The sequence below is a fragment of the Portibacter marinus genome (assembly GCF_021533195.1).
In the GTDB taxonomy this organism is placed as follows: domain Bacteria; phylum Bacteroidota; class Bacteroidia; order Chitinophagales; family Saprospiraceae; genus Portibacter; species Portibacter marinus.
Window position 1 is genome coordinate 1 of record NZ_JAJNKB010000017.1, and the last position, 9,946, is coordinate 9,946.

The 9,946-nt window shown below is 32.7% G+C and carries 5 protein-coding genes; all 5 read left to right on the forward strand.

Features of this window, described 5'->3' with window-relative positions; genetic code table 11:
* Nucleotides 1–183 precede the first annotated feature (183 nt).
* The 5 genes from L2567_RS20260 to L2567_RS20280 all read left to right on the forward strand — a co-directional run bounded on the left by L2567_RS20260 (nucleotide 184) and on the right by L2567_RS20280 (nucleotide 9,784).
* Nucleotides 184–918, forward strand: a complete 735-nt coding sequence (locus tag L2567_RS20260) for a DUF2071 domain-containing protein (RefSeq protein ID WP_235299685.1) — start codon at nucleotides 184–186, stop codon at nucleotides 916–918.
* Nucleotides 909–1,661 carry a class I SAM-dependent methyltransferase gene (locus L2567_RS20265; RefSeq protein ID WP_235299686.1) on the forward strand — a complete coding sequence of 251 codons (753 nt, stop codon included), beginning with the start codon at nucleotides 909–911 and terminating at the stop codon, nucleotides 1,659–1,661. The genes L2567_RS20260 and L2567_RS20265 overlap by 10 nt, the downstream gene beginning before the upstream one ends.
* Before the next feature lie 1,486 nt (nucleotides 1,662–3,147).
* Complete coding sequence (locus tag L2567_RS20270; protein ID WP_235299687.1) at nucleotides 3,148–5,934, forward strand: DUF7619 domain-containing protein; 2,787 nt, start codon at nucleotides 3,148–3,150, stop codon at nucleotides 5,932–5,934.
* Nucleotides 5,935–6,697: 763 nt separating this feature from the next.
* Entirely contained in the window at nucleotides 6,698–7,669 is a 972-nt protein-coding gene (locus tag L2567_RS20275; protein ID WP_235299688.1) for a hypothetical protein, read from the forward strand.
* A gap of 684 nt (nucleotides 7,670–8,353) precedes the next feature.
* On the forward strand, nucleotides 8,354–9,784 hold the full coding sequence (locus L2567_RS20280; RefSeq protein WP_235299689.1) for a hypothetical protein: 1,431 nt from the start codon (nucleotides 8,354–8,356) through the stop codon (nucleotides 9,782–9,784).
* Nucleotides 9,785–9,946 lie beyond the last annotated feature (162 nt).

Here is a 9,946-nt window from a genome sequence, read left to right on the forward strand (position 1 = left end):
TCCTTTAGAGCTTCTAAAACTACCTTTGTTTTAAACTCAGGTGTAAACTTTCTTCTTGTCATTTTTCTCACAATTTAGTTATTAACAATTATTTATAAAAGTTGTCCTAAATTGTAGGGGCACATCAGTAGTATGGTATAATGAATTTGTACTGAATAAGAATCATTAGTCAAAAACATTGCTATGAAGTTTCTAAAAAATCATCCTTTTGCTGTATCTGCTCATTTTAAGCGTTGTACAGTCCTCACTTTTGCAGTCCCTAAAGAGCAGCTTCTGTCCTTTATACCTACATGCCTTGAATTAGACACTTTTCAAGACAAATGGGCATTCATAGCAGTTGCTATGGTACAGACTAAAGAGTTAAGACCTAAAGGGACACCAAAAATATTGGGTAATGATTTCTTCCTTATTGGGTATAGAATTTTCGTAAGATACAATACAAGCTATGGTAAAAGATTAAGAGGATTATATATCATCAAGTCTGAAACCAATAAAAAGAAAATGGAATTCTTTGGGAATATATTTACACATTACAACTACACCACAACAGATATTAACATAAAGGAAAGTAATGGTATTAGGAGTTTTTCTTCTAACAAATCAAATTTTCTATTCAAAGTAAACACTAAAGATAATGAAGTTGAGCTACCCGATGATTCTCCATTTAGCAAATGGAAAGAAGCTAGGAGATTTGCAGGTCCATTGCCATTTACATTTACCTATGATACTGCAGACAACTCAGTTCTCATCATAGAAGGAGTCAGATCTAATTGGAAACCAAAGACTATTGATATAACGGAATACAATTTTGGATTCTTAAACGGTTTGGATTTAGAAAAAATCGTTTTAGCAAACGCATTTGAGATAAATGACATTCCGTATTACTGGAAAAAAGGAAAAAAAGACATATGGAATTAAAAAGACGACCATTCCAAGGTGTACTAAACATTCTAGATTTCAATAGACACTTTTATTATTACGGACTAGCAGCATTGGCATTACTACTCGTAGTAATATATGCTATTAAGCTTCCCACTATTATCTCAGTTGTACTTATTGTAGGGTTCATGTATGGATTACTGATGCCACTTATTGTGTCTGCCTATGTCTATGATTTTTCGGGTTACTATTCGTTAAAGTGGCTTGACCACTTTATAGAGGACAAATCATTATCATCTGAGATTGTAAATATAAATGCAGGTTTTGATGAAACCAGTTACATAATTAAAGACAAGTTCAAGAATGCTGAGTTGCAGGTGTATGATTTCTATGATGAGGAATTGCACACAGAAGCAGCGATTGTAAGAGCAAGAAAAGTAAGTCTTGTATATCCTAACACCGAGCAAATAAAATCTAATTCTATACCCAAAGAAGATGAATCTACAGATATAGTATTCCTCTTATCATCAGCTCATGAAATCAGAGAATTTCCAGAAAAAGTAGAATTCCTAAAGGAATGCTATAGGATTTGTAAACCCAACGGGAAAGTAATTATGGTTGAACATCTAAGAGACTTTCCAAACTTTCTAGCCTTCACCGTAGGGTTCAATCATTTTTTTTCAAAAAGAGTTTGGAAAAAAGCATTTATTTCAGCGGGATTTGCTTCTGTCCAAGAAAAGAAATTTACACCATTCATGTCAATATTCGAATGCACTTTATGATATCACCAGAAATACTCAGTGTTCATTTTATAATTATAGGTGTGCTATTAATAGCATTGGCAACGATGCATGTCATATTTCCTTCTTACTTCAATTGGAAAGAAGATTTAAAGAAATTAAGCTTGATTAATAGACAAATGATGAAGACTCATACTTTCTTCATCGCCCTTGTAGTACTTCTTATTGGCATACTCTGTATATATTCAAGAGACAACTTGATAAACACAGAACTAGGAAAAACTATTTCTTTGGGCCTTGGCATTTTCTGGATAATAAGATTATATTTTCAAATATTCGTTTACTCCAGTAAACTCTGGAGAGGTAAAACCTTCGAAACATTTGTTCATATGATATTCAGTATCTTTTGGATATATTTAGCAACAATTTTTCTTATTAATTACTTTGAAACATAGCCAGCGCATAACAATAGATACCACAGCATATCCTCCTTCGTCGGAGACGCAGGGTATCATTCACCGTTATCTTCCCAGCGAAAGTAAGACTGCAAAAAATGTCTTACTCCAATTCGATCTAAATAATTTAAGATAGGATCAATAAAGCTGCAGCATTCTAATTACGCGAAACAAGCTTCCAACTGAGCACTCATGAGCGGCTTAGTCCTTCAATCAATTTCCTATCAAGATTTAAGAAAATAATATCCCAACTTTACTCAATCAATTGAAATAGAAGCATATAATGTAAGAGTAGTCACATTTATAAACAAAGCCAATCGGACGTGTACATTTCAATTAAACGCTCATGAGCGGCGTAATCCTTCATTCAATCTAAAATCACGATTTGATGAAAATACATTCCAACTTTACTCAATCGAGTGATATAGAGGCATATAATGTAAGAGTAATCAGATCTGTATGCAAAGCCAACCTAGCGAGTACATGCCAATTATACGCTCATGAGTGGCATTGTCCTTCAATCAACTTTAGATCACGATTTGAGATAATAAAAGCACAATTCAAGTACATCAAATTAAGACGAATTGCCACGAAATGAAACTTATGATTTGAATGAAGTACATATATAAACGGGACAGCTGCATGTGACGAGCATAAGCGACGCAAATAATGCGCCGGGAGATAACACGCGATAAGGAGTAATCCGCTCCCCTATCATTAATAATGAAGAGAAAATTACGAAAAGTTGTATTTTTAAATCTGAAACGGACACTGTGAAAGGCGGACTCCTCTTATCGCTATCACGTTATCAGCAATTCTGGACGATCAGATGAGAAGCCTTATCTTTTGATGAACTAATAACTACACATAGATTATAACTTTCATAAGCTAAGTTATCAATGTTAATATTGATTTAAGTCTATTGTTCTTTTTTTGAATTTCTTACTATATTTTGGCAAATTCATAAAAATGTGATATTTACCATGTTCAAAAATACTTATGAGAGTCTGTTCCTAATTTTCTTTTGCACTCTGATTAAAAGCTCAATGCATGCTCAGTGTCCTACTAACTTGATGATATCTTTTCAAAGTGAGATAGATAGTTTTATTTTCAATTATCCCAACTGTGATTCGATCACAGGTCATCTTGAAGTAGACAGCAGAAACGATGCAATTTCGAACCTGAAAGGATTTATGAATCTCTCATACATTGGCTCTTTACAAATAACAGAATCCGATCTAACTGATTTTACGGATTTAGTTTCGATAAAAGTTATCGATAATTTGAATGTAGCGAGAAAATCGGGAATATTAAATTTTAAAGGTTTAGAGAACATTACTTCCATTAAAAACTTAAGTATTTCATCGGAGGATTTATTAGAATTAAATGGTTTACAACATCTAGACAGCATTGGATCATTTTCAATTTCAAGAGGTAAGATTAAGAATTTTTCAACTCTATCTTCCCTAGAGTCCATTCATGAATTAAGTATATCTAGATTAGATTCATTAAGATCTGTTTCATCATTTAACAATATTACCTCTGTGGAAAGGCTTGACATAACCTCCTGTATGAACCTAGATTCGATCGATGGTTTCAATAATCTTGCACATATAAATGACTACTTTGAATTGTCAAGTCTAAATATCAAATCCTATAATTCATTTGCAAACTTGAAATCTGTTGAAACATTGTATTTCGATCGCCTAGGCAATATAGATTCTCTTCCTGAGTTTCACAATCTTAACGTTAAATGTTCTTTGTGGATTTCCGAAACCAGCCTAATTTCACTACCGCTCTTAAACAACACAAAAAACATAAAAAATGGAGTTAGCATTTCGGGTAATTCGAGATTAAATTCTTTCATAACGCTAAGTGAATTGGAAGAAGCAGGTGGATCTATAGATATATCTAGAAATGGAATTCAAAAATTAGATGCACTAGAGAAGTTAAAAGCAATACGTGGCAATCTTTGGATTATTGATAATCCAAATTTGAGAGAAATTGAAGGTTTCGAAGCTTTAGAAGAAATTTATGATTCAGAAAGTTCCTTTTTCAGCAAACTTATAATATCAAATAATATCAGCTTAGAAAAGCTAGGAAAATTTCCGCAATTAAGTAAGGTATCAATGATTGAGATTATGGATAACATAAATTTAAACAGTTGTAGCTTTGACAAAATTTGCTTACTTGTGAATCAGGGTACTAAATTCTTTCTTGAGAATAATTCTGAAATGTGTAATTCCATTGAAGGATTGTTAACAGGCTGTGATTTTCAGTTAGAAGGCAGAACTTATTTTGACCTTAATGAAAACGGAGTTTTTGACTTAGGTGAAACACCTTTAGCGAATATAAAAATTACTATAGATTCACTATCACTTACCTCTATCTCGTCGGACTCTGGAAAATTCAATTTTTCACTTCCAGAAGGCTTACACCTTATTAACATTGAATTTCCGGCATGTTTTAAATTTACTAGTAATCCTTTTCATGAAGCGATAGACGTTTCTTTAGTAACACTTTCGAGAAACTATGACATTGGTTTCTTTACTTTGTACGATACCGTAGATGTTGCTTTTAATGTAGTGCAACAAAAACTTAGATGTTCTACATCTTCTAATATCTACATCACAACAAGAAATAATGCATGCTCACCTTTAACTGATGTCAAAGTAAAGCTGTTAAACACACCAGTGCTAGATATCTTGGAATCTTCAGATAGTTTTGAGCTAATTGATGATACACTAGTTTGGAATATAGATAATATCAATCCTCATCAAACATATGATATTGCTTTGGATGTCATGGTCCCTGATGAAACTTTTGCGGGCGACACAATTATTTCTACTGCATGGCTAGATGGTGGAATAACCGAATATTCAACCTCAGAAGAAGGCATTATTAGATGCGCCTTTGATCCAAATGACAAACTTTCATTTGCCAAAGCCACTGATAATCAAGGAAGTTTCTATAATCTTAAAAGTGATTTTTTGAGATATACAATACGATTTCAAAATGTGGGTAATGATTTTGCCAAGGACGTTAAAATAGTAGATGTAATCCAAAATGAACTAGATATTACCTCCTTTGAGTACCTTTCAAGTAGTCATCCTGTTGAGATAAATTTTCGCAATGAAGACTCTTTAATATTAAATTTTGAAAATATATATTTACCAGACAGTGCCACTAATAGTTTAGAAAGCAATGGCTATTTTCAATTTAGAATAAGACCTAAAACAGATATTTCCGATTTGACTAGCGTGAAAAATAAAGCAAAGATCTATTTTGATAGCAATAATCCAATAATCACGAATGAAACAATGAATATTATTGTAGAGTATCTTGATAGAGATCAAGATAATTTCTACTTCTGGGATGACTGTGATGACGAGAATCCGACCTTAAATCCAAAAGCAGAGGAAATAGCAAATAATGACATTGATGAAAACTGCGATGGAGAAAAACTAATCATTGACGAAGACATGGATGGATTTAACTCTGATGAAGATTGTGACGATACAAATATTCTAATAAATCCAGAAGCAGAGGAAATAGCTAACAACGGAATTGATGAAAATTGTGATGGAGAAGATTTAGTAAGTTCGAGCTTAAATTTGAATAATGATGAAAGTTTGAAAATATATCCTAACCCTTCAAATGGACAGTTTAGTGTTAAGAATAGTATGAATTTAGAATTTAGACTCAGGGCTTATCGCTTTGATGGAAGCCTATCCAACACATTTATAGTAGAAGAGAAGCAAATTCTAAAAATTGATAATTTTGATCCAGGGATGTATTTAATCAAAGTAGACTCAAAAAATGGAGCTTATCAGAGCATGAAAACAATCCTAATACACTAATACTAAACTCTTAGCGACTAGATAATGAAAAGCTGATAACAAGCGACATCACATCATGCTTCACCTATCGGCTTGCACGCTGGATGTCGCAAAACCGTTAGGCGGAATACGTTTCTCGTTTTGAAAGTTCTGAAAATTGATTCAGAATAGTTGATAATGAGCAGATTAGAGGGTTGCGTTTGGGTGCATTGCCAGCGCTCGTTAAATTGATTGCGTATTTCTTAAAAGTGAATTTTTACAAATTATGATCACTTTGTTCTCACGATAATCGAATCTTAAATTCATGCAGTTTACTTCGATTTTCAGGTCTTACTGTCTGATTTTTCTCACCACGTAAGATTGAGATTGGAATTACGAACATGTCAATTAATTTCAGATAATCAACTTACTATTCTTGTCCGTCTGAGTCCGCTAGTTTTAAATGATAAATTCGTGTATTCCAACGGCATTATCTATAATCTGACAAGACTTTCAGCTGGAGGCCAACGCTTAAATTGTACTCCACCTAACACTAGACAAGACGCAATTTCGCCTCGAATAGTATGAAATGTGATGTGCAGAACTAAAAATTCATATTTTTGGAAAACGATAATTAATGAGGAGCGAAACTTCGCTTGTCATCACCGTTAGGCACCATGGAGATAATTTCAAAGCTGTCTATACACCAAATTATTGAAGAAGAAGCATCTTTATATTGGATGTCATTTCTATCTAATTATTCTGATAATACACATGTAAAGGGTATTCCTTAAAATCTAAAAAAATGCAAAAACTAAAATTTTTAAATCAACTAGTAACAATTCTCCTGCTGCTTAATTTTTTAACCGCCAGTGCTACAATCGAAGAATATAAAATTGAAGGAAAATTTATTAATTATGAAGCAATTGATTTACAGGGTATAAAGATTAAAGCCTCAATAGTAACGCCTTCAGGCCATCTTATTAAAGATATTGCAATAAATGGAAAGGGAGAGTTTTATATCGTTGGAAAATGCTTCAAAGAGTTAAATCAAATATGGTTGTCAATTGGGGACCTTTATTATGGAGAAATTCTTATCTCAACCTACTTATCTATTGTAGTTGACGTACACCAACTTTCAAAATTAAACGTCAACTTCTACGGTCCTGGAATTCAGTTTGAAGGAATTGATGCTGAGGCCACAATTCTTGCGAATAAATGGATTAATTATCATCGAGATGAAAAACTAATGTTGAATAGTAAAATCCAAGAGGTAAGCTATTTGCATAATACAGAATCTGAAAAAATTGATAGCCTTACTAGGCTTTTTAAAAAACTTGAGCAAATAGAAATCAACTTTATAAACGAAAATCCAAGTAGTTCATCATGGATCTTAGAAGATAAACGATATTCTGAGTATTTTAATCAATTATTTTCAATTTGTGACAAAGACGACATTGATTGGACAAATCTAGATCGTGCTTTAAAATATACACCAAAAATTTTAGGAAATTCAGGATGGCTATTTTATAGGTACGGGAGTTTTATATTAAGTGAAGCTTACATCGGCTCAAACATATTACAGAACTGGGAAAAGCAAGAGAAAAATTTAGAAAAACTTGATTCTACCAATCAAGATTTTCTTATTCTATCAGGAATACCAGACGATCTACAATGGCAAAAAGGATATCTTATTAAATTTCTTCCTCTTGTTAATGAAGAATGGACTAGAAAATATATACAAGAAGCATTGATAATAAACAAGAATAGTAGATAGAAAGATTAATAAAATTTACAAGAGCGGAAAGTTTTGAAAGAATTGCCGATACTACTCAAAGATGTCACGGTGCCTAACATGCGACATCACATAAGCCTTCCTTCGTCAGGCCTCTGGATGTCGCTATCACGTTAGGTGGAATACGTTTCACGTTTTGAAAGTCCTGAAAATTGATTCAGAATAGTTGACAAGGACGTGATTAGAGGGTTGCGTTTGGGTGCATTGCCAGCGCACGTTAAATTGATAGCGTATTTTTTAAAAGTGAATTTTTACAAATTATGATCACTTTTGTTCTCACGATAATCGAATCTTAAATTCATGCAGTTTACTTCGATATTCAGGTCTTGCTGTCTGATTTTTCTCACCACGTAAGATTGAGATTGGAATTCCGAACATGTCAATTAATTTCCGATAATCAGCTTACTATTCTTGTCCGTCTGAGTCCGCTAATTTTAAATGATAAAATCAAGTCTTCCAACGGCATTATCTATAATCTGACAAGACTTTCAGATGGAGCCCAACGCTTAAATTGTACTCCACCTAACACTAGACAAGACGCAATTTCGCTTCGAATAGCATGAAATGCGATGTGCAGAACTAAAAATTCATATTTTTGGAAAAACGATAATTAATGAGGAGCGAAACTTCGCTTGTCATCACCGTTACCTGTAATTTAACCACAGCATGATAAGAATTTACATTGATTGGAATTTGTTCTCAAACATGAGGAATCAGCGGAACACAAATTTCAATGAAATTGAAAACTTTATTAAATTAAACGATAAATCTGTATTGATCCCTTTTTCTCCAGCTCATTTACAAGACTTGAAAAGATCATATTTTCAATCTGAAAAAGGAAAGATAGAAACAGAAAAGGATTTAGCTTATATTTCTACTTTGACAAATGACTATTGTCTTTATTATCGACATAAAGATAAAACTGTTAATCCACAAAGAATAAATCCACTCAAATACTTCAATGAAATTTACGTGGACAATGATAATCTAGATCCATTTGATTTTGAAAATCTCTTTGATTTGGATGACCCTTTGGGGAAACTTTGGCATTCCTATATCAAAATTTTAAACTTACTGCCAACTGGAATTGACTTCAGTGAACTTGATAAGTTACCTCATAAATATGACGAATTCAAAGAGATTTTTTCACACTCAAAGGTTAATAACAATTTTGGTAATTTGATGAAAGATATCATGGAATTATTGAATGATTCTGAAAAGTTTGAAAGAATTTTTAAATCGATTCGAGAGACTTCCAATAAAGACATGAAGATTAATACTAACACAGAAGAGTGGGGGAACCCTTTTCTGTATTTGAGTAAAATATTACAACAAAATAAGATTGAGAAAAGCTTTTTGTCTCTTACTACAGACATTATCAAAGATTCAAACAAGAAAGCTAGTAGGTTTGACTATTTCTCAAATTATTACATACAACTGGACATGTTCGGTTATAATAAAGACAATAAAATTTCAAATTTGATTGATGACGCTTCTCATTCATTTTATGGGGCTCATTGTGATATATTCGTAACGGATGATCGGAATACTTATCGTAAATCCATAGCACTTTATTCGGAATTAAATATTTCAACTGAAGTATGTAATTCCACAGAATTTTTTACGACCGTTAGAAAGAAAAAGATTTACCCACCTGAAGAAACTATTGAAAAGCAGATTATATACTTCATTAAAAATTCTTTTATTCTTCTTGATAGTGTGGATGACGAATTTAATCCGGCTAGAATCCATAAAATTGAACCATATTTCAAGAATTTTTTCAATAGAATGCAGATAAGTGAATATGAAAATGAAACAGTTTTAACATTCTATAAAAAACATGGTAACTACTCTGATTTTGTCTTTTGGATTGAAATGAAAAATGTAATCGATATAATAGTAAGAGAATTGGGAACGGATCAAAGCAATAGATCAGAGTTTCTCAATGAAGAAATAGAAGATGTTGACAATGGAAATTGGACCGGACGAATCTGGGAATTTGGAGATATAATATATGAATTGGATTATCTTAAGGAATCTTTTGGACTAGTGTTTAGATTAAGATTAAAAACTACAGGTAACAATATGCATGAGTGAATATTTCGCTATCGCTCATACTCACCATGCATTACACCGTTATATTTCATTTACCCTTGATTTCAGTAGGTTGGAATGACTTGAATAAACGCTTAAGCCGGCTTTCGCTCGTTACTTGATATCACTGATTCCCTGTGATGGACTTCAGATGTCCGATTGAAT